23 protein-coding genes are annotated in these 19,226 nt (G+C 42.8%); 13 read left to right on the top strand and 10 right to left on the bottom strand.

Annotation, left to right across the window (positions count from 1 at the left end):
• The first annotated feature begins 56 nt into the window (after nt 1-56).
• From ACJVC5_RS13260 to ACJVC5_RS13290, 7 genes are all read left to right on the top strand, one after another.
• Nucleotides 57-959 (top strand): L-tyrosine/L-tryptophan isonitrile synthase family protein, encoded by a 903-nt coding sequence (locus ACJVC5_RS13260; protein ID WP_408096005.1) that lies wholly within the window; start codon nt 57-59, stop codon nt 957-959.
• Nucleotides 940-1,632 (top strand): TauD/TfdA dioxygenase family protein, encoded by a 693-nt coding sequence (locus ACJVC5_RS13265; RefSeq protein WP_408096006.1) that lies wholly within the window; start codon nt 940-942, stop codon nt 1,630-1,632. The genes ACJVC5_RS13260 and ACJVC5_RS13265 overlap by 20 nt, the downstream gene beginning before the upstream one ends.
• A gap of 101 nt (nt 1,633-1,733) precedes the next feature.
• Nucleotides 1,734-3,320, top strand: a complete 1,587-nt coding sequence (locus ACJVC5_RS13270) for an ABC-F family ATP-binding cassette domain-containing protein (RefSeq protein WP_408096007.1) — start codon at nt 1,734-1,736, stop codon at nt 3,318-3,320.
• Nucleotides 3,317-3,664 (top strand): DUF1304 domain-containing protein, encoded by a 348-nt coding sequence (locus ACJVC5_RS13275; protein WP_408096008.1) that lies wholly within the window; start codon nt 3,317-3,319, stop codon nt 3,662-3,664. Before ACJVC5_RS13270 ends, ACJVC5_RS13275 begins: the two co-directional genes overlap by 4 nt.
• A complete protein-coding gene (locus tag ACJVC5_RS13280; protein ID WP_408096009.1) occupies nt 3,655-4,758 on the top strand; it encodes a glycerophosphodiester phosphodiesterase family protein in 1,104 nt (367 codons plus the stop codon). Before ACJVC5_RS13275 ends, ACJVC5_RS13280 begins: the two co-directional genes overlap by 10 nt.
• Nucleotides 4,759-4,842: 84 nt before the next feature.
• Nucleotides 4,843-5,133, top strand: a complete 291-nt coding sequence (locus ACJVC5_RS13285) for a hypothetical protein (RefSeq protein ID WP_408096010.1) — start codon at nt 4,843-4,845, stop codon at nt 5,131-5,133.
• The gene (locus ACJVC5_RS13290) at nt 5,130-5,534 is read left to right on the top strand and encodes a VOC family protein (RefSeq protein WP_408096011.1); all 405 of its coding nucleotides are present in this window, start codon (nt 5,130-5,132) and stop codon (nt 5,532-5,534) included. Before ACJVC5_RS13285 ends, ACJVC5_RS13290 begins: the two co-directional genes overlap by 4 nt.
• Here ACJVC5_RS13290 and ACJVC5_RS13295 read toward each other — a convergent pair.
• Nucleotides 5,529-6,344 carry a GNAT family N-acetyltransferase gene (locus tag ACJVC5_RS13295; protein ID WP_408096012.1) on the bottom strand — a complete coding sequence of 272 codons (816 nt, stop codon included), beginning with the start codon at nt 6,342-6,344 and terminating at the stop codon, nt 5,529-5,531. The genes ACJVC5_RS13290 and ACJVC5_RS13295 overlap by 6 nt on opposite strands.
• 105 nt (nt 6,345-6,449) lie before the next feature.
• Between ACJVC5_RS13295 and ACJVC5_RS13300 the strand changes: the two genes are divergently transcribed.
• Nucleotides 6,450-7,625 carry a hypothetical protein gene (locus tag ACJVC5_RS13300; protein WP_408096013.1) on the top strand — a complete coding sequence of 392 codons (1,176 nt, stop codon included), beginning with the start codon at nt 6,450-6,452 and terminating at the stop codon, nt 7,623-7,625.
• 29 nt (nt 7,626-7,654) lie between these two features.
• On the opposite strand, the gene ACJVC5_RS13305 is transcribed toward ACJVC5_RS13300, so the two are convergent.
• Both ACJVC5_RS13305 and ACJVC5_RS13310 read right to left on the bottom strand, forming a co-directional pair.
• Nucleotides 7,655-8,980, bottom strand: a complete 1,326-nt coding sequence (locus ACJVC5_RS13305) for a sensor histidine kinase (RefSeq protein WP_408096014.1) — start codon at nt 8,978-8,980, stop codon at nt 7,655-7,657.
• Nucleotides 8,981-9,048: 68 nt separating this feature from the next.
• Nucleotides 9,049-9,795 carry a hypothetical protein gene (locus ACJVC5_RS13310; RefSeq protein ID WP_408096015.1) on the bottom strand — a complete coding sequence of 249 codons (747 nt, stop codon included), beginning with the start codon at nt 9,793-9,795 and terminating at the stop codon, nt 9,049-9,051.
• 60 nt (nt 9,796-9,855) lie between these two features.
• Here ACJVC5_RS13310 and ACJVC5_RS13315 point away from each other — a divergent pair, with 60 nt between their 5' ends.
• Nucleotides 9,856-10,230, top strand: a complete 375-nt coding sequence (locus tag ACJVC5_RS13315) for an SMU1112c/YaeR family gloxylase I-like metalloprotein (RefSeq protein WP_408096016.1) — start codon at nt 9,856-9,858, stop codon at nt 10,228-10,230.
• Here ACJVC5_RS13315 and ACJVC5_RS13320 read toward each other — a convergent pair.
• Nucleotides 10,227-11,081 (bottom strand): trypsin-like serine peptidase, encoded by an 855-nt coding sequence (locus ACJVC5_RS13320; RefSeq protein WP_408096017.1) that lies wholly within the window; start codon nt 11,079-11,081, stop codon nt 10,227-10,229. The two genes, ACJVC5_RS13315 and ACJVC5_RS13320, sit on opposite strands and share 4 nt — an antisense overlap.
• A 311-nt stretch (nt 11,082-11,392) precedes the next feature.
• Between ACJVC5_RS13320 and ACJVC5_RS13325 the strand changes: the two genes are divergently transcribed.
• Together ACJVC5_RS13325 and ACJVC5_RS13330 are read left to right on the top strand one after the other, a co-directional pair.
• A complete protein-coding gene (locus tag ACJVC5_RS13325; protein ID WP_408096018.1) occupies nt 11,393-12,031 on the top strand; it encodes a hypothetical protein in 639 nt (212 codons plus the stop codon).
• Nucleotides 12,032-12,063: 32 nt separating this feature from the next.
• Nucleotides 12,064-12,918, top strand: coding sequence for a hypothetical protein (locus tag ACJVC5_RS13330; RefSeq protein ID WP_408096019.1), 855 nt, complete (start codon nt 12,064-12,066; stop codon nt 12,916-12,918).
• On the opposite strand, the gene ACJVC5_RS13335 is transcribed toward ACJVC5_RS13330, so the two are convergent.
• The gene (locus tag ACJVC5_RS13335) at nt 12,896-13,678 is read right to left on the bottom strand and encodes a hypothetical protein (RefSeq protein ID WP_408096020.1); all 783 of its coding nucleotides are present in this window, start codon (nt 13,676-13,678) and stop codon (nt 12,896-12,898) included. The two genes, ACJVC5_RS13330 and ACJVC5_RS13335, sit on opposite strands and share 23 nt — an antisense overlap.
• A gap of 121 nt (nt 13,679-13,799) precedes the next feature.
• Between ACJVC5_RS13335 and ACJVC5_RS13340 the strand changes: the two genes are divergently transcribed.
• Nucleotides 13,800-14,597, top strand: a complete 798-nt coding sequence (locus tag ACJVC5_RS13340; RefSeq protein WP_408096021.1) for a class I SAM-dependent methyltransferase — start codon at nt 13,800-13,802, stop codon at nt 14,595-14,597.
• On the opposite strand, the gene ACJVC5_RS13345 is transcribed toward ACJVC5_RS13340, so the two are convergent.
• The 3 genes from ACJVC5_RS13345 to phhA form a co-directional block, all read right to left on the bottom strand.
• Entirely contained in the window at nt 14,556-15,380 is an 825-nt protein-coding gene (locus ACJVC5_RS13345) for an alpha/beta fold hydrolase (protein WP_408096022.1), read from the bottom strand. The genes ACJVC5_RS13340 and ACJVC5_RS13345 overlap by 42 nt on opposite strands.
• A 110-nt stretch (nt 15,381-15,490) precedes the next feature.
• On the bottom strand, nt 15,491-16,438 hold the full coding sequence (locus ACJVC5_RS13350) for a sensor histidine kinase (protein ID WP_408096023.1): 948 nt from the start codon (nt 16,436-16,438) through the stop codon (nt 15,491-15,493).
• 47 nt (nt 16,439-16,485) lie between these two features.
• Nucleotides 16,486-17,280, bottom strand: coding sequence for a phenylalanine 4-monooxygenase (phhA, locus tag ACJVC5_RS13355; RefSeq protein WP_408099243.1), 795 nt, complete (start codon nt 17,278-17,280; stop codon nt 16,486-16,488).
• A gap of 82 nt (nt 17,281-17,362) precedes the next feature.
• On the opposite strand from phhA, the gene ACJVC5_RS13360 reads away from it, so the two are divergent.
• A complete protein-coding gene (locus ACJVC5_RS13360) occupies nt 17,363-18,037 on the top strand; it encodes a methyltransferase (RefSeq protein ID WP_408096024.1) in 675 nt (224 codons plus the stop codon).
• Here ACJVC5_RS13360 and ACJVC5_RS13365 read toward each other — a convergent pair.
• Entirely contained in the window at nt 18,000-18,692 is a 693-nt protein-coding gene (locus tag ACJVC5_RS13365; RefSeq protein ID WP_408096025.1) for a hypothetical protein, read from the bottom strand. The two genes, ACJVC5_RS13360 and ACJVC5_RS13365, sit on opposite strands and share 38 nt — an antisense overlap.
• Nucleotides 18,677-19,207, bottom strand: coding sequence for a GNAT family N-acetyltransferase (locus tag ACJVC5_RS13370; RefSeq protein WP_408096026.1), 531 nt, complete (start codon nt 19,205-19,207; stop codon nt 18,677-18,679). Before ACJVC5_RS13370 ends, ACJVC5_RS13365 begins: the two co-directional genes overlap by 16 nt.
• Nucleotides 19,208-19,226: the final 19 nt, after the last annotated feature.

Below are 19,226 nucleotides of genomic sequence, written 5' to 3' on the forward strand. Positions count from 1 at the left end.
TTTTTAAATCTATTCCTTCCGGATATCAAGTCTAAAGAAAAAGAACGGAGGAAATTATGGTTGCTCAATCAATGGTACAGGCCCTGGAAGCGGTTTCAAAACTATCCTGTAATGAACTCACTTTTGATCAGTTTCTGGAAGTTCCCCTGATGAAGCAAATGGCGACACTTATGATGGAAGGGAGGTCCTTAAAATTTCTTCTCCCGGCCTTCCCGGCAAAAAGTCCAAGCCCAGTGAAGACTTCCGGGGCCCTTCCTGATTTCGGTGAAGTGATTGCCCTTAAAGCTCTGAATGAAATGTGCCAGAAAATCTCTGCTGTCTACGAACCTGGTGCCCAGGTGGTGATTTGCTCTGATGGCCGTGTGTTCAGTGATGTGGTGAATGTTTCTGATGAAACAATTGATGCCTACTCTGAAGGTATTCAAAGCATTATTAGGGAATTTAATCTGAATCATCTTTCAACTTTCTCTCTTGAAGACTTATACCCAAATCTTCCGGGACCAGAGTTAAGAGATCGTCTCCTATGGCAATTTGCCAAGTCGGTGGATGAGGTCCGCCACCAAGTGATTATTGACCAGAACTACCAGGGGCTTTTCAATGGAATGCATAAGTTCATGATGGAGGATCGGATGGGAATTCCGACTGAGAAGAGCAAGAATCAACTTCATAAAGAAACAAAAGTGGCGACCTATGAACTCATGAGGCGCTCAGATGCTTGGTCCGCTCTTTTGAATCATTACTTTAAGGGCGCTTTGAGACTTTCGATTCATCCTTATCCCCATACCCATGAAAAGTTTGGCGTGAAATTGGTTTCGTCTTCTAGTAAGTGGGCCACTCCCTGGCATAACGTGACAGTAAAAATGAATGATAAATTTGAGCTTATGCATTTAGTAGAGGCCGAAAGAATGGGAGCAGAAAAAAGAATGTTCGGAGGTAAGTATGTTTTCTTCGAAGCTTAATGGAATCGCGATTCTTAAGAATCAACATTTCTCCAAAGAAGAACTTCTGACTTTTGCCGAGAATCTCAGTGATAGGCCTGGTGAGATCCAAGACAAACTTCTTCATTGGGAATTTGGGCCCGTGATGGAAATGAAGTTCGATCAATTGGCCCAAAACTATTTGTTCTCAGATGAAGTGGTGCCTTTTCATTGGGACGGGGCCTTTTACCGAGAACCAAGGAAACTTCTTTTTTTCTGCCAGGAGAGTGAAGGAAATGGCGGTGAAACATTATTCGTGAATACGGAGCTCTTGTGGAACTCTTTGGCCGATAAAGAAAAAGAGGACTGCACCAAGGTGACTCTTACTTACCGAACGGAGAAAAAGGCCCATTACGGTGGTGAGATCAAAGTTCCCTTGGTCCAAAAACACCCATCAAATGGTGCGACTATTCTTCGTCTGGCGGAAGAAGTCGAAACACACCTCAACCCCGTGTCCTTGGAGATCAGTGGAATCCCGAACGCCGATATCTTTTATCAGGAACTTCGAAAGAAACTTTATGACCCAGAATTTATGTATGAGCATTCCTGGCAGAAAGGAGATCTTCTGATTTGCGATAATTTTACCTTCCTCCATGGCCGTCGTGCCTTAGGAGGAAACTTAAAACGGTCATTTATGCGAATCCAGATTCTTTAGGGGAGCGTCAAAGTCGGTCCTAAGCATCAAATTGAGAGTGAAATAGACCCTAAAATATGGTACTTTTGGCCTTTCATTTTCAATCTTAAGGACCTTAGCTTATGTTGGCCGCCCACAATGTCCGCCTCCAGTTTGGTGGAAGAACTTTATTTGATGACGTTAACCTTAAATTCACTCCGGGAAACTGCTACGGCATTATTGGTGCCAATGGTGCCGGTAAATCAACTTTCTTAAAAATTCTAAGTGGTGAAATTTCTCCCACCAATGGAAGTATTGAAATCACTCCGGGTGAGCGTTTGGCGGTTCTAAAGCAGAACCACTTTGCTTATGAGGAAGAAGAGGTTCTTCGTACAGTGATCCTCGGGCACTCGAAGCTGGTTGAGATCATGAAAGAGAAAGATGCTCTTTACGCCAAAGAAGACTTCACTGATGCTGACGGTGAGAGAACTGCTGAACTAGAAGGTCTCTTCGCCGAAATGAATGGCTGGGAGGCCGAAGCAAATGCGGCCTCACTTCTGGCCGGTCTTGGCATTAAAGAAGATCTTCACGCCAAGAAAATGAAAGAACTCACCGGTGGCGAGAAAGTAAAGGTCCTTCTTGCCCAGGCCCTGTTTGGTAAACCGGAAATTCTTCTTCTGGATGAGCCGACCAACGATCTTGATCTAAAAGCGATCCAGTGGCTTGAGAACTTCATCATGGACCAACAAGACACGACAGTTCTGGTCGTTTCCCATGACCGTCACTTCTTGAATAAAGTGTGTACTCACATTTGTGATATTGATTTCTCGAAAATCAAACTTTATGTGGGTAACTACGACTTCTGGTACAAGTCTTCTCAACTTGCTCAGCGTATGATGAGTGACCAGAACAAAAAAGTTGAAGAGAAAATGAAAGAACTTAAAGAGTTCATTCAGCGCTTCTCTGCCAACGCTTCTAAATCTAGTCAGGCGACTTCTCGTAAGAAAATGCTCGATAAACTGACCCTTGAAGATATCCAACCTTCTTCTCGTAAATATCCTTACGTGGGCTTTAAGGCCGATCGTGAGGCCGGTGATAATCTCTTAAGAGTAGATGGACTGACGGTAAGTCTTGAAGGCGAGAAGATCATCAACAACATCTCTTTCACTATTAAGAAAGGCCAGAAGGTCGTCTTCCTTGCTAAATCTGAAGTGATTACAACCGCTCTCTTTAAAGTTCTGATGGGTGAGCTTACGCCGGAGGCGGGAAAAATTGAGTGGGGTGTAACAACCACTCGTGCTTATCTTCCCAACGATAACTCAATGTTCTTTAAGGACGCCTCTTTAGACCTTATTAACTGGCTTCGTCAGTATTCAAAAGATCAGACCGAGACCTTCCTACGTGGCTTCTTAGGGCGTATGCTTTTCTCTGGAGAAGAAGCACTTAAGAAATGTAACGTGCTTTCCGGGGGCGAGAAGGTCCGCTGTATGCTTTCAAAGATGATGCTTTCAGGTTCAAACGTATTGGTAATGGACAACCCAACCAACCACCTTGACCTAGAGACCATTACGGCGGTTAACGAAGGGCTCATTGATTTTAAGGGAACTCTGTTGTTTACTTCTCATGACCACGAATTCATCCAAACCATTGCTAACCGAGTGATTTCGATTGAGGGCAAAGGGGTCAGGGATGAGGAGTGTACATACGACCATTTCCTAGGATTAGAATGATAATTTCAAATGCTCTTGTTCTTCTGGTGGCCCTACTTCACGTTTGGTTCATGATACTTGAAATGTATTTTTGGACAAGACCACTAGGACGCAAGGCATTTGGTTTGACCAAGGAGTCTGCGGAAGCAACCAAGGTCATGGCCCAAAACCAGGGGATCTATAACGGTTTTCTGGCCGCAGGACTTATCTGGGGAGTCATTTCCCACCTCCATGATGTAAAAGTCTTTTTTCTCGCCTGTGTGATTGTCGCCGGCATCGTTGGCGCTTTCACGGCCAATAAAAAAATCCTCTACATTCAAGCTTTCCCTGCATTAGCAGCACTTATGGCGGTTGTATGTCTGTGATTAAGTTCTCATTGGTTTTTATTCTTACCCTTTCCTCAGTTTTTGCCTTTGATTGGCAAGGACACCGAGGGGCAAGAGGTCTTTACCCTGAGAACACCATTGGTGCTATGGAAGAGGCCTTGAAGTATCCGGTGACGACCTTGGAGCTCGATGTCGTGGTTTCTAAAGACATGAAAGTCGTTGTGAGTCATGAACCATGGATGAGCGAGGAGTTCTGTCAGAACCCGGAAGGGAAAAGAGTTAAGGGACGCGAATACAATCTTTACAAGCTTAGCTATGAAGAGATCCAGCGCTTTGATTGTGGCAGTATCCCGCATCCGCGTTTCCCGCAACAGAAGAAAGTAAGAGAGGGGAAGCCCCTGCTCGAGAGGCTCTTAACTGAGTCTGAACAAATGTTAAAAAAATTGAATCGCGAAAAGGTCCAATACAACATCGAAATTAAATCCACGATAGAGGATGAGAAGGATGGTTTTCAACCAGACTATAAAACCTTTACGGATCTTGTGGTGAAGACCATTCAGTCCCAACTTAAGAATGAAAAGTTCTTCATTCAGAGTTTTGATTGGAGAGTGCTGCGCTACCTCCATGAGAAATATCCACAGATTCAGCTTTCAGCCTTGATTGAAACTGAAGTGAACCCTCAAGAAAATTTAAAAAACCTTGGATTTCATCCACAGGTTTTTTCTCCAGACTTTACTCTTCTTAAGAAAGAACACGTTGCCGCTTTTCATACATTAAACATCAAGGTCATTCCATGGACCGTGAACACTGTTCCTGAAATGGAGAAGCTCATTGCGATGAACGTGGATGGGATCATCACGGATTATCCAAATTTAATTTCTTCAGTCGCAGTAAAGAAATGCGGGCCTAAGTCTCATCTCTTCGAAGGAAAGTGTGTGAAAATGCCAGCGCATTCTATTCCTTCTGATCTAAATCCGGGTTGGAAATGCAAAGATGGTTTTGTTCAAAAACGTTTTAAGTGTGAGAAGATTAAACTTCCACCGCACTCAGTTTTGTTGGAAGATGGAAAAACGTGGGAATGCAAAACTGGTTATGAACGTTACCGTGGAACTTGCAAAAAAATCTCTCAATAAAAATTAGATTCTCTAAAGAATGAATTACTTGCAATGGAAAGAGAATGTGACTATTCTCCGGCCAATTTTTAAGGTGCAAGTAAAATGCTTTGTAAAATTTATTTCTTCTTTTTTGTGATCGGATTTATCGGAAGTGTGTTTTCGATTGTTCGTTCGTTATCGAAAGAAGACAGAGCAGAAGAGACTTCAAAATGGGACCTGATGGAAAATCTGGGACCTTTTTTCTTTTTCACATCTTTCATTGGTATCACCTTTGTTCAGTTTAATGCTTTAAGAAGTTCTATCAACGTTCCCGTTTCAATATTTGTAGGTTTCTTTTTTACTTACTTTTCACAGGTCTTCATCAAGGCAGATCAGAAAGGATCGGTCTTATGAACAGCATTCGTCGTGGAAGACTTTTTGATCATGTGGAACTAAAAGTGAAAGACATTGATAAAAGTAAAAAGTTTTATCGGCCGGTCATTGAAACTCTTGGGCTCTCAATGAGTTTTGAGAATGGAAAAAGTTTTTCGGTGGATGAGTTCCTTGTGATTGAATCTGAGGCCCCTACTCAGGCCGTTCATCTTGCCTTCATGGCCCCGCATCCAGCGGCGGTTAAAATGTTTTACGAAACTGCCCTTCAAAACGGTGGCATGTGTAATGGTGCTCCCGGTGAAAGAAATTTTCACACCAATTACTATTCGGCCTACGTCTTAGATCCGGATGGTAATAATATTGAGGCGGTCTTTCACGATCCAAATAGCATGCGATCAGTTCTTCTGAACTCCCACTTATAATTCCTTCCTCATTTCAAACTGGGTCACAAAATTAATCAGTCCTTTATTCATCCAGAAATGAATCATCGTTTGAGACCGATCTTCAACATTCATCACACGGATTCTTTGATCTCCGAGTTTCATATGAAGAAGCAATTGATCGAGATGGCGATCAATGGGATCAATGGCACCCATTTCACGAAGGGAACCGTTATAGGGAGTGTAGACCGCATAGGCCACAAGAGTGTCTCCGTAACGAAGCTCATGGGTCTCGTGATTTTCTTTTGCTTTCATGAGAACGGTTTTACTGGCCTCGGATGCCGGTTCAAAAAGTCGCATGTCTTTCATTTCTTGAGTGTAGCCAAGAGGTCTCACATGATAGTGAAAGGCATTGGTGGGGCCACAACAGATATTAAGCTCTCCCTGAAAAGAGAGCAGCTCCCTTGTTGTCTGAAATCCCATCCTTTCATAAAGGGCGATGGCCCGATCGTTTCCCTTAATCACTTCCAGTTTTACTTCCTTAAAGTTTTTAAGATGTGGAACCGCGACATCATAAATTTTTTCGATAAGTTTTTGTCCGCGGTGACTCGGAACCACGCCGGTTCCAAAATTAAAGAGAACATGATCTACCGGGACATGAAGAACAAAGGCCACGAGTTCTTCTTGATCAAAGACCCCATAGGAAAGTGAGAAATCAACTCCGGCCGTTTTCCAACGTTTTAAATGAAGATCCCGATCCAAATCCAAGGGGATCACGTAATTATTGAAGGCCTCTTTAAAGGCATGAAAAATTATGTCTAAGGATGTCCCTTCCAGTCCTCTAATTTCCATGGTTTATCTTATCACCAATGAATGTAAAAAATACCCTTAAAACTTGAGGAAGTGCCTCGTATGTCCTATAAACCGCGGCATCTATTCCTTCAAAAGGACTGAAAAATGAATAAGCTCTTAGTTCTGGCCTCTATGGCCTTGATTGGTTCTGCTCACGCCGCAAAATGGAACAGAAGTAACAATCCTGCATTGTTTAATCCTGTTGCTGCGACAAAGATTAACACGACATTTACGGATCTTCCGCTTTCTGCTCGTTTGTTAGATGACAGTATGGCCTGGTCTGAAACATTCTGGCCTTCTCGTCTTGGCGGGATTGCTTATCGTTGGAACCATCCAAATCCTCAACCATTTAAATTCACTCTTCATACGAAAGAAGAAATTCTAAGAATGTCGGAGAAAGAACTTTCTCAACTTTCTCCTGCTGAGCTTTATGACATTGCTATGGGTGACTATAACTATACTCTTACTAAGAAAACTCTTAAGAGTTACAAGCCGACTGATTTGTGGTGGGAAGGAATTTGTGACGGATGGGCCCTGGCCGCTTCTCATTACTCTGAGCCGGATAAAACGGTTGTCACAAATAAAGACGGAGTCAAAGTTCCGTTTGGCGCTTCAGATGTGAAAGGTCTTCTTTCTATGCACGAGGCCTATAACGCCAACGGTATGTATGTGCGTGTAGGTGACCGTTGTAAAGCGAACGGTAAGGTTCCAGGTGAAGCGTTCCCGGCCGATCAATATCCAAATCCTCCATCACCTCGTGATGCTAACAAAGAAGAGTGCGCTGACGTAAACGCTGGTGCTTTCCACGTAGTGGTTACGAACATGATTGGTATCAACTCCCAGGGCTTCATCGCTGAAGTGGATCGCTTTAATGATGTATGGAACCAGCCGGTTTACTCTTACGATTCAAGAATCGTAGGGGAGGTTCCACTTACGGCCAAAGACATTAAGAGCGGTGTGGATAAAAAAATCCAAGTTAAAACTGATATGACTTATGCTGAAGAGCTTGTGTTTTGGAAGCAAAAGTACGCCGACGAAGGTTATCTTGGTTTCGTTTCAAAGGACCCTGTGACTGGAACTCCGGCCCAGACTTACTCAGTAAGAAACTATGAATATATTCTTGAGCTTGATAATGCGGGCCAGATCATCGGTGGTGAGTGGATCTCTGAAACTCGTCCTGACATGCTTTGGGCAAAGGCCAAGGTACCTAAGTTTATTAACGGTAAGTATCCTCTTGCCGGTCTCTCGATCATCTACAAACCAGTTGTTCATCAAAAATAAAAAAAGGGCCCCAATCGGGGCCTTTTTTATTATGACCATTCACCTTTTAAAATGAGTCTGACTGTTGTTCCTGAAGGCATATCATTTTGGCCTTCAAGGGATTCGATTGCCACCTGACCGCCATACATCTCAACAAATGACTTCATGATATGCATACCAAAGCCGGTACCAATTTCGCCCATGGTTCCAGGACGAGAAGTCTTCTTGTTAATGTCGAAGAGATTTTTAATCAGGACCTCAGGCATACCTATGCCGGAGTCCTTAATCTCGACTGCGTAGGTTCCTTGATTGACCGGATAGACATTAATCACAATTTTACTGCCAATAGGAGAGAACTTAATGGCGTTGGAGATAATGTTTCCCAGCACCTGATTGTTAAAGCTCACAGGCTCAACTAACAAGTTTAGGCCCGCGTTTTTATCATAGTGATACTCAATGGCGAGCTGCTTGCGTTCAAGCTCGTTAAAGAAAACTCTGGTGACATACTCGACGGCGCTATTAAGCGAGACCATCGTGAGATCCACATGGGCCTTGCCCTTACTTACAGCATACATTTTGCGGATGTTCTGAGTGATCTCAAGCATTGCCTCCGAGGCCTGAGAAGCGATCTCAAGTCCACGGCTTCCTTCAGTCGCAGGAAGTTGCTTCTTGGCAAGGGAGAGTCCAATGGTGATTCGTCCCAATGGATTGGCCAGATCGTGGAAAAGAACTCGGAATAGGTCATCAATCTTCTGACCTTGTTGCTGAAGGAGCTCTTCCGTATGTTGTCTTAGACCTGCGTAGACCACCACAAGAGTGGTGCTGATAAAGATCCAGCCAAACACTAAGAGGGCGTGGCTCCATACAAATCCAGTTTGAGTAATAAGATTGGGACATTCATAACCACTGACATGAAGAATGAAAAAGCCCAGGGCCACGATGGCCGAAGTTAAGCTCCAGGTAATGGCGCCTTTTTGAGCACAGATCACACCACCAATCAGAGGAAGAACACCAAACCAGATTAAAATGTTACTGGTAAAACCACCGGTAAAATAAGTGAAGGTTGATTGATGAATGATTCCCGCACCTAATAATACGTTTGAAATGAAGTACGTATTATTGGTGAAACGAAACATGAGTGGTGAAAGAAGATGTACGAGTGAGCAGGCCAGTCCCACAAATCCCGGAACAGGAGAGGCAATGGTAAAGCTCGCCAGAATGGCATATGACCACATGAGTACGCCAGTACATAGAACTGTCACAATCTGAGCGTGAATCTGACGTCGGTCGATGTCGTTCAAGCGCACTCTGTGATAAGACACAAAGTTATAAATGGCGAAGTACCAGCGAAGGGCCGGTATCCTTTTAATTTGCATAAACTCTCTTCGGAAGTTTTAAGCCGGCATTAACTAAAACAATGATTAACAATAAAATTTATTGTTAATTAGTACACGTTCTTTAGCTTAACTTCAGAAAGAACGGCCTCAACTGACTTCAGGAGTGTATCCTGGTTAATCATGTCCTTGCCTAAAGAGTACTCTTTAGGAGCGAGGAGTTTTTCAATTGAAAGATTCTCTTTATTGATCTTTGTCGTGACGGATGAAGTATCCAACTTTTTAACCTGAAAGTCATACTTCATAACAAGTTTATCTTCATCCATTGAGAACGTAAGAAGGAGTGAGTCGATATTGGCCATGTCACGTGACGTTGGGGGAAGAAGTTTAAATTCCACTCCTTTCTTTGAGGCCTTAAATTCTTTTTGCTTAAAGCGATGAAAAGTATCCAAGAGACCCACGATCTTTGTGTAGAGGGCCTTTGGATCAATTTTAAGTTGAAGATGGTTCTCGTTGAACTGACGGCCGTAGGCAAGGTAGTAGCTGGCCTTTTTGTCTGTTACAGGAGAATTTGGTCCCACTGTGAATGAGAAAGAAAGCTGGGCTTCTTCGCCCGCCTTAAGTTCTTTTTGCTCGAAGGCCGTAGTGGCATCAAGTTTCAAAGCTCCTTCAGCGCGAGCATGAATTTTTTTGATTTCTGCATAAGCGAGACCCACACCAGCATCGGCCAGATTAATGGTTTCAGTGCCGTGGTTTTTAACCTTCAGCGTTCCAGTAATGTTGGAGCCCTGCTGCCAGCTCTCTCCAACGGTCTCAATGTTCCACTCTAGTGGTTTATTAAAAAAAGTTCCTTTCATGGCCCAGAACTTTATCCCGTCCTTTTGGCTTTTTAAAGGAAAAAGCTTAAGCTGTGAACGATGAAACTACACCATGTTGCCTTGATTGTGAGTTCACTGGATCGCTCTCTTGATTTTTATCAGGAAGCACTGGGCTTTCAGGTTCTCCGAAAAGAATTCCGTACTGAGCGAAATTCCTGGAAAGTGGATTTGATTCGCGATGGAATTCAGCTTGAGATGTTTACTTTTCCGGGTGCTCCAGCAAGACCTTCATATCCAGAGGCCATGGGACTTAGGCATCTGGCCTTTTCGGTGGATCACATTGAGACATTTCACGCGGAGTTAAAAGAGAAGAATATTGCGGTGGAAGAGATCAGGGTTGATCATCAGACCGGGAAAAAGTTTTTCTTCTTCGCCGATCCAGACAATCAACCCTTAGAAATTTACGAAAATTAACGAGGAAGCTGACAGCCGTTTCTGTTTAGATCAAAACGGAAGTCTGGAGTAAGACAAGTGTAAACGTTGTAAGTCTGCTGACCGTAACGAACACCTTTTCTCACTTCAACCTGGCCCGCCTGATCAACTTCACATGGGTTGTTCATAGTACAACGACGACCGCTTTCGTTTGAAGTGTTGTTGATACCGATCACACGTCTTTCACCGCGAGCGATGATGGGAGAACCTGATGTACCACCGATAGTGTCACAACCAGCTGTGTAACGGATTGAATCAGTGAATGTCCAATCGGCCTCTCTGATTTGGAACACGAATCCGTCGATTTCGCAGCTATAACCGCGGTCCCAGTAACCAGAAATGATATCAATGCTCACACCTTCAAGTGGACGAGCTGAATCAAGTAGGAAAGGGCGAACTTTCGTACGGGCGAAGATTTCGTTGTATGACTCAGTTAGCTCATAGAAAGCAACGTCTGTGTTTGTCATTGTAGCGAAAAGAATCTTAGTCGCTTGGATGTTGTGAAGCTTGAAATTCACATCATAAAGCTTTAGAGAACGAGGGGCCGCACGGTTTACCCATACTTCACCGGGCTTAAGAAAACCACCTGGAGCAGATACGCAATGACCGTTAGTCATCATGATCGCCTTGGCAGAAAGAGGCATACCGTTGAAGGCAACAAGTGAGCCTGAACAGTTAGAAAGTTTCACAATCCCTTCAAAGTCATAACCACGAGCTTCGAACGATTGAATAGACTTTAGGTTAGAACGCTCAAGAGCATTGAAAGGGGCCACCGGAAATGCCATGGCAGCCGAGCTTACAAGTGCCAATGCTAGAACGAGAAAAGTTTTCAATTGATCCTCCTAAGATTTTGATCAGAGGGTTTTTATAGCAAGTGGCCGATTAAACGTCTTTTCTTGTAAGGCTTTTTAAGTTTTTACTGTACCTTCTTGGCCGCAACACTTCTTGCACGGAATTAGATTCTGTGTAGGGGCAGACCTTAAAAAATCCTTAAGAATGGGCCTATAAAAGTGGATTTTTTTCAAAACTGACAGACGAAAATTCAGGATTTTGCTATTCATTAATGTGAACGTAATTGGAGCAATCCGCGATTGTATATCCGTATGCCGGTTAGTATAGTTTAAGGATACATTCCTGGATAATTATGAAAAAAATTTTGTGGTGTGATCAGTCGAATATTCATGAACTTTCAACCATCCTTAAGATGGAACTGCCTGATATTGAGGTAGTTAGTGTTAATAACCCACTTAAAGCGATTGAGATGCTTAAGCAAAGCAATGACTTTTCACTTATCATTTCAGGGGCCCTGTTCTGGGACGTTCAAGGGATTGATATTTTCCACTATCTTCAGTTAGCAGGTATGCAAACTCAGTTCTTGCTTTTTACGGCCAGTCAAAAAGACCCAAAAATTAACAGTCTGGGCCTTTTGAAGAATTTTACTTACCTATCGAAACATGACTTCAGAATTGATCAGTTCATTTCTCTCGTTGAAGATCTCATTCATCGAGATGCCAATAACGATGAAATCCATCTAAAGCTTCGTGCGATTAGAGATCATCTGGGTATGTCGACATCACAATTTGCTCAGTATCTCCGCATTGAGGAGAAGACTGTTCTGTCATCGGAAGCAAGTCAGGATTCTATTTCCTGGAGCTATGTAGTTTGCGTCTGTGAAAAAATTGGAATTTCTTTGAGCTTTATCGCGCATACACCGCTACACTTATTTGTTAAGCGATTGGATGAGCAGGCCTCCGCAGGTGGAGCAACAAAGGCAATTGTTTGAGAAGCAGCAACGAGTGTAAGATCGACAATCTTTTGTGGAATAATCTGGGCACGATTCAGGAAGTGACCGGTATTCAAGACGATGTCATGGCGACCCAGATGGGGCTGTCATCACAGAAGTTTGCCTTTCTTAAAAACAACACTTCAATTCTGCCTTTCACAAGTGTCAATAGAATCGCCGATAAACTGGGCATCAATTTAGATTCTATTCTTTGCGAAGAGCTGAATACAAATGATCTTCAAAATAATTTCAAGGGCTATTTTCAGTCTTTATTGCCGGACGAGTATAAGCGCGCTCTAGGGTCCAAGTCTTTTACCGTAAGAAACATTTTAAAAATCGCCAAAAAGTACGGCTTCTATAAAGAGATCCAAACCAATTTTTCTTTGAATGAGCTGACTTTTGATAGCAATATTGATTTCGAAGTCTCTGTTCAGCTTGCTTCAGATCTTCTGGACTCAATTTCAATCCGTGTTCCTCTTACTAAAGAGGACTATGACCTCATGTCTTATGGAAACGCCTTTCACTTTGCCGACACCGAGTTCGGTAAGATCCTTTCAGAGTGTAGAACTCCACTTGAGATCTATGAGCACTTGATCCGCGTGGTTCACCATGTAGAGAAGAACTGGTCATATAAGATTGAAGCGGCCGATGATAAGAGCATCCTTATTTCTTCATACTCGAATGAAAATATCTCTGATCTTTATAAACGCACAGATTATTCATCTTACAATTTCACGAAGTTTCGTGCGGCCATGGCCTGCCACTTAACAAAGTACATTGGGTTGGAAGGTGCCACGACTTCTATTACGAAGTCGAAGCACCGAGGTGATAGTTATGATCAGTTTAGAATTGATTACAGCAATCTTAGGCCGCTTTCTTCTGCGTAGATGCAAGACTCGCTTTATTGATAATCAAACGATTTTCCCACACCGATTTATACTTCTGACATTCTTTGGCGAAAAGCTCTGAGAACCCTGGCTCTTCTAAATACATAATGGCAAACGGCTCTTCAAAGAAGACGGGAGATTTAAACGGCTCCATGAATTCACCCCGTACGCTCTTTAAGTATTTTAGTCCCATATATTCCTGGAACGTATTCACACCATGGGAACAAGCGGTGGAGTTGATCACGTTTAAAAGATCTTGATCATGATAATGATAGAAGAAAAGTGATTGAGAAATCTCTCTACAAAGATTTCTTAATTCCTTGTCGAGATCCGTTCGCATGGTCCATGAAGCGTTGTAAGCATACTTTTTACTTTTCGCCTCAAGGTTGTTTTGCCACTGAGTGATGGCATCCACGTAGTCTTTAAAGTTTTCTTTATACATCCCAAATTTATGAGAGATCACAGGGAAAGGTGCGCGGAATTTTTTGCAGATTTCATTACTGATGGATTTGAAGGCCGCAAGTGGAACAATCTTATTTCCTTCTTCGATACAAAGACAAACGTGCGTGGCCATAAAGTCATAATCACTCACAGGCATGATCCCATACGGATAATGTTTCATGTAGCCTTCGAACTTTAATTTAAAGAGATCGGTCATGAAATTTCTTGTGAAAGAATCTTCTGTGTAGATATCATAGGGACACTCTACAACGACAACTTTGAACTTGTACTTCCCCTGATCATTTTGCTGCTTAAACATGCAACCACCTTTTGTGAATGATTCGTTTGAGAGTGAAAGTCTTTACGGAACTGGATGTTTAATTTTTTAATTAATTATTCCGAAATAAATCTCACGCTTTTTTAACAACAAAGGATTCAAGATGGCTTATGTTCTAGAAAACACAGCTGAGGCGAGAAGACTGAAGTTACAAGACGACATTAGCGTCTATAGCTTGAATCATGATCTTAAAGATTTGAAGATCACATCTAAAGACAAGGTTTTAGATGCTGGTTGTGGGGCCGGAATTGTCTCTCTATTTCTTAAGAAAAATTATGAGATGCACTCCCTGGAATCATGTGATTTTTCTGATATCCGCTTAAAACAAGCTGAAAAGTATTTAGTCGACAATAATGCCGGAGAGAATGTTTCTTATTTCCAATGTGATCTGGAACGAATTCCTAAGAACGATCACTCTTACGATAAGATCGTTTGTCGTTTTGTTTATGAGTATCTTCCGAATCCTCTAAAAGTGACTCAAGAACTTCATCGTCTGTGTAAGCCGGGAGGAGTGGTGAGACTGATTGATCTGGATGGAGTTGTTGCCAATCTTCATACAAATAATAGTGAGCTTCGGGACATGTTAATTCTTCTTACGAAGAAGGCCTACGAGGATCACCATCTTGATTTCTATGCAGGTAGAAAACTTTTTGCTCACATGAAAGGTGCCGGCTTCAAAGATGTCTCTTATCAAGTAAGACCAATGGCCTTTCATGGTGAAGATCTTTTGAAGGAAGTGGAGAACTATCGTGAGCGTTTTAATTTTGGACGCGCACTATTGGACAGTGTTTTTGGAAGTCCAAAAATGGCGCAGAGATTTATTGATGCTTATCTGGAAGAGCTAACAAGTAAGGACTCTTTATTGTTTTACAATAACTTCATTGTGACCGGTTCTAAATGATGGAACAGGTAAATTGAAGCTCGTTTGAATAAAGCTTAAAAGGGCCTGGTTAAAGTCTTCAGCATTTTCGATATGCATATTGTGAGACGATTCAATTTCAACCACCGGGCCCACGTTCTTCTCGATGTATTCCTTGTTAATGAATTTATCTTGAGTGGCGTGAAGAACGGCCTTATGGCCATCGTAGTGTCTCAGTAATTCAATCTCATCTGCAAATTTCAATTCGCCCACTGATTGAGCGAATTTCTCTCGAAACAAAGAATCGGTTTGGCGGACTTCAGCGATGTCCGCATTGGTGATTTGATAATCGTTATAGAAAGACTTCATAAGAAGATCGAGTTCAGCGTCGCTAAGTTCATTTTTAAAGAGATACGAAGTTGCTGGATGGTCTCTGAAGGCCGACATGTCCGGCGGATTTCTTAGAGGTGGCGTTCCGAAAATCAAAATCCCTTTTGGATTTAAACAAGTCAGAGACTGAGTGGCGATGTGTCCGCCAAGGGAGTGGCCAACTAAGACGTAGTTAGTAAGATTCAATGATTTTACGAAGGCCTCAAGCATTCCTACAAATAAGGCCATGTTGTATTTAGTTGAACGAGAAGAAAGACCGTGGCCCGGAAGATCCAGGGCGAGGATTCTTAGATGCTGAAAACGCTTATCCTCAAGTTGATATCTAAAAGTTCTATGGCTATGAGAGTTACCGTGAATAAAGATAACTACATCGTTTGAGTCGATGTCATTATCAAAATAACGTAGCTCTAGTTGCTCATAATTAAAGGTTTTCATTCGACCTTAATGTAGCAGTTCTGGTGCATCAGAGTAAATCTGTAAAAACTATATGTAATTTTAAATAGTTATTTTCACGTAGGTGAAACACCCGTTTATGGAAATTTTTCTTAAGCTTTGGCGCCATGGGCCCTACGCAAGTTGATAATGATGGTGGTTCCTGTCCCTGGGCCATCGGATTGAATGAGGTAAGAGGCCCCAAATTTCCTTAGGAAATAGCCCATGACCATGACCCCGAAGCCCGACCCAAGTTCTCCCCGGGTCCCTTCAGTCGTGTGGAGAAGGCGCTTTTCCAATCGCTCGTGATCAATTCCGACACCGAAATCTTGGAACTCCACTCGAATCGTGGGACCTATATCAAAAACTTTTATGATGATCTCAGAACCTTCATGAGAAAACTTCAAAGAGTTAGAAAGGACATTGGCGAAAACGTGTTCAGTCAGAGTGTTTTCTTCGGCGGCCACGAGAGTATCGAGGGGAGCGCCGTTTTCATACTTCACCTTGATGTTTTTTTCTTCCAGGCGGGACTCAAATTGAGTGATAAGACGCTTTAAGGAGCGATCAATCGAAACGTCGTTAATGGCCACAATGCTTGCTTGATTTCGTGTCACAATGGCGTCTCGGATACGAGCAATCATATCCAGGGCCGACTTCGTGTTCATCTTAATGCGGTCCCAGATCATCTTACGATCTTCTTCGGGAATGCGGCCGGAGTTGATCATATCAATATAGGCATTAATCACAGTGAGTGGATTGGCCAGATCGTGGGAAACCGTCTTGATGAGAATTTCATTCATCTCACGCTCTTCTTCCAGGTGACTGTTGCTGTTTTGAAGCTCACGAGTGAGTTCTTCTTTGATCCCCACTTGATAGGCCAGTTCTTGGTAAAGTTCTGCGCTGTTTAGTTTTCGATTGAGTGGGGCCCCAGAGAGCTTTTCGATGGTAAGCTCCAGGTTCTTGCGTTCAAATTCTTGTCGGCGGCGGATTATAATGATGGCGGCCAATGCGATTGCAAAGCCAATGACCGTAGTCCCAATGAGGAAAATTAAAATGTTCATTTCCACGCGCATACGTCTCTAAGTGTAGAAATGTTAGCTCGTGAAGTCTACAGCTCTTCGCCGGCCGGCTCAAAAAGTGGTTCAAAATCACCTAACTCTTTGGATTTTTCCAACAGGGCGATTAAGTCCTGATCCAAGATTTTATAGAGATCAGTGAATTTATCTAAGACGTAATAAAGTGGCTGAGGGATATCAATTCGATAAGGGGTTCTTAGGGCCGTAAGAGGATCAAATGGTTCTCGTTTAGGAACAGGACTTTCCACTGACCAGACAGTTTCGTGAATAGAGGAAAGCATTCCACCACCGTAAGCGCGAATGCCTTCTGGTGTCTTTAAAAGTCCAAATTCAATCGTAAACCAGAATAAGCGGAAGAGGCGACGACGATCTTTTCCGTTGACCGAGAGAGCGATCTTTCCGAACTCCTCCATGAAGTTGGCGTAGTCTGGAAACGTTAAGAGAGGAACGTGGCCATAGAATTCGTGAAAAATATCTGGCTCTTGAATGTAATCAAGTTCCTCCGGAATCCGAATGAAACTTGCGGCCGGGAATTTTTTGTTGGCAAGGAGTGTAAAGAACTCTTTGGCCGGAATCAGGGCCGGGACTACTTCCACTTCCCAACCTGTGAAGTCTTTCAATCGACTGTTAATTTCAGTGTGCTGAGGAACATGGTCTACGGAAAATCCAATGCGATGAAGACCTTCTAAAAACTCCGGACAAGCACGAGTCTTTACAATTTCAGACTGACGGGTAATCAGCGTGCGCCAAGTATTGTTTTCGGCCGGCGTCCAGTCGATCAGTCCCTCTGCATTTGGTTGTTTGGAAATGTAGGTTGTTTTCATGATTCCCTCAGTTCCATTATAGTGAGGAAAGATTCCTTAACCTATGGAATTGTAAAATATTCTCTGATAGCTTACGAGCATGTCCATGCCAAATAACCAACTTTTTATATCACCGTCTGAAGAAGTGGATGAATACTTAGGTTTCAGAATCAACGATATTGAACATGATCTGTTTTTAAAGGCCAGGGATCTTCGACCTGATGGTGATCAGAATAACTTGGGTCATGTACTTCATGGTGGACATCAAACTTGGGTGGGACTCGATCCGCAAACTCTCAATACACCTTATTCAGAGCTGAAGCTTCTTTGTGATGTACTAAAACCAAAATCTGATGAACTCATGGTGGATTTGGGTGCTGGTTATGGCCGTCTAGGAGTGGTATTGGCCCATCTTTATCCGGAAGTGCAATTTCTAGGCTATGAGTTAGTGGAAGAGCGAGTTCAAGAAGGAAATCGAATCTTTGAGAAACTGGGTTATGAAAAAGGCAAGCTCATGACAGCGGACCTTACTCACAATTTTAAACTCCCCGTGGCCCAGTATTATTTTATCTATGACTATGGAAAGGTCGCTCATATCCGTCAGACCTTAAAAGAGCTGGAAGCACTCGCTGACAATCATTCGTTCACTGTGATTGCCCGTGGAAAAGGTGTTCAAAGTATTATTGAACATGAGCATCCGTGGCTTGCGGACATTTATCCGATCCATCGAGAAGAGAAGTTTTCTATTTATTCAATGACGGATCCGGGCAATCGCGGATAAGTCTGATCTGAAGATCCTGCACCATTTTAATTTTTCGCTCGCGAGGGTTCTCTGGAAACTGTTTTTTGTATTCAGAGATATCAAAGTAGCTCAGGTTCATGTGAATAGTTTTAAAAACTTTGGGAAGAGTTTGTCCGGGTGCTTGAATGTGATGAAGGCCACCAGAGAAGGCGAGAACCATTCCTCCCTCATCAATGTTCTCAATAATGTCAGCAACACCACCACGAACTGTCATAGGTTTTCCAGATTTGTCCAGACCGTTGGGACGCTTCATGCGACCTTCGGCCGCAATCATAATCACCGAATCTTTATCAATGGATTTTAAGTAATTGTCCCAAGTGGAATCTTTTTTACGAGAGACTGAAGCGATATTTGGGATCATGAGTTTATAGAAGCGCCCAACCAGTGGGCGATTCAAGGTAATATCGGCCCCCGGAACATTCATGTGATCAGCCAGATGCCAGAGGTATGAAAAGGGCAGGAGCTGAATGAAGATCGGCTCATAAAGTGAAGTGTGGTTTAGAAATACGTAGAGACGTGCTTTTTTCCAATGATCTTTTGGTACATCTGTCAGCCAAGATGATTTGGCACGAAACAAAACCCAAGAGATAGATTTAACAGTTGAGAGAATAAGAAAGGCTAGGATTCGACGCATTTGGATTTAAATTCACTGGCTGTCATATCATAAACAATCCAAGACTGTGGTTCACAAGGGTCTTTTTGATAACCACGAAAAGTCATTCCCATTTTTTGCATGACTTTAATGCTTCCGATATTGTCGGGCATGGCCTTGGCGATGATACGTTTAAGGTTAAGGGTCTCGAAACCGTACTTCAAAGTAACTAGGGACGCTTCAGTGGCGTAACCCTGGCCCCAATGCTTTTTCATAAAACGATAACCCAAATCCACTTCATCTGATTCTGGAAAGTAGCGTAGACCACACCAACCGAGATATGTTCCGTCTTTAAGGGTCACTGTAAAGCGTCCCATTTTATATTTCTGGAACTGAGGGAACATACGTTCTTTGATTTGGGTCTCTGCTTCGAGAATATTCTTAAGAGAAGGGTCTCCGGTGTACCGAACCACTTCAAAATCCGAGTTGAGTTCGTAGAGAAGAGGAGCATCTTCTAGAACTGCAGGACGAAGAATGAGGCGTTTGGTTTCGAGCATGCTTAAGACTAGCGCGTTT

Origin of the sequence: Peredibacter sp. HCB2-198 (assembly GCF_045999315.1) — a bacterium.
GTDB lineage: Bacteria > Bdellovibrionota > Bacteriovoracia > Bacteriovoracales > Bacteriovoracaceae > Peredibacter.